The sequence below is a fragment of the Acinetobacter towneri genome (assembly GCF_001758345.1).
In the GTDB taxonomy this organism is placed as follows: domain Bacteria; phylum Pseudomonadota; class Gammaproteobacteria; order Pseudomonadales; family Moraxellaceae; genus Acinetobacter; species Acinetobacter towneri_A.
Genome location: NZ_MKQS01000062.1, coordinates 1 through 1,403 on the forward strand (window position 1 = coordinate 1; position 1,403 = coordinate 1,403).

At 41.8% G+C, this 1,403-nt stretch carries 1 tRNA gene and 1 rRNA gene; both read right to left on the reverse strand.

From position 1 onward, the window contains the following. Positions 1–522: ribosomal RNA gene (locus BJN41_RS14035) — 23S ribosomal RNA — on the reverse strand; the annotation flags it as partial. A 686-nt stretch (positions 523–1,208) separates the two neighbouring features. Continuing rightward, a tRNA-Ala gene (locus BJN41_RS14040) sits at positions 1,209–1,284 on the reverse strand. Between the last annotated feature and the right edge of the window lie 119 nt (positions 1,285–1,403).

The following is a 1,403-nucleotide window of genomic DNA, read 5'->3' on the forward strand; positions in this document are numbered from 1 at the left end:
GCTTGTATGCATGCGGTTTCAGGATCTATTTCACTCCCCTCACAGGGGTTCTTTTCGCCTTTCCCTCACGGTACTGGTTCACTATCGGTCAGTCAGGAGTATTTAGCCTTGGAGGATGGTCCCCCCATATTCAGACAAGGTTTCACGTGCCTCGCCCTACTCGTCATCATTATGTGTGCCCTTTCGTGTACAGGACTATCACCCACTATGGTTGCACTTCCCAGAGCATTCCACTAAAACACACATAACTTAATGGGCTTTCCCCTTTCGCTCGCCGCTACTGAGGGAATCTCAATTGATTTCTTTTCCTAMGGGTACTGAGATGTTTCACTTCCCCKCGTTCGCCTTGCAACACTATGTATTCATGTTGCAATACCTACCTTAAGGTAGGTGGGTTCCCCCATTCAGAWATCTCCGGATCAAAGGATATTTGCCGCCTCCCCGGAGCTTTTCGCAGGCTATCACGTCTTTCTTCGCCTCTGACTGCCAAGGCATCCACCACATGCACTTAATTACTTGACTATACAACCCCAAACAGTCRTTAATCCCTACAAGTAGGATTAAGACAATTAAATAAATAATCWATGATYTATTTAATCTACAGTTCAAAGTCTCGTGCACTTAAGCACCGTACAGCTTCAATCTAAATTCATATACCAAAACGCTTGATTCAGTTAATTTGCTAGTGCTCATTTCAATTCGTAATTAAACCGTAACACCAAAGNGGCATCCACCACATGCACTTAATTACTTGACTATACAACCCCAAACAGTCGTTAATCCCTACAAGTAGGATTAAGACAATTAAATAAATAATCTATGATCTATTTAATCTACAGTTCAAAGTCTCGTGCACTTAAGCACCGTACAGCTTCAATCTAAATTCATATACCAAAACGCTTGATTCAGTTAATTTGCTAGTGCTCATTTCAATTCGTAATTAAACCGTAACACCAAAGTATTACTGTCAATCCTGTATGAAATGAGTTGAACAATTTATTTCAGACTCAATTTTTGCCAATCTGTTAATGATTCACTGCATCCTCGTCGGACTGCRGTCAACTGTGATAAATCACAGAACTTAATAAGCTTATACTTACTAAATTCTGTAATCTTTAGCTTAAAGCTCCAGTATATGTGTGCCTGCGCACAGCATAGCTGTTTGCTTAAATTTCAAGGAAAAACGTTGTTTTTCTAATCTTGAAATTTGGTGGAGACTAGGAGAGTCGAACTCCTGACCTCCTGCGTGCAAAGCAGGCGCTCTACCAACTAAGCTAAGTCCCCAGCTTATCATCTGTGATTCGATGTATCAGATTATAGCCTGCGCACTCACTCACGTTCGTTTGCCTTGCGCTTCGCCTTAAAGCAGTGCTTTAAGTCTTGCTCATGGTGGGTCTGACAAG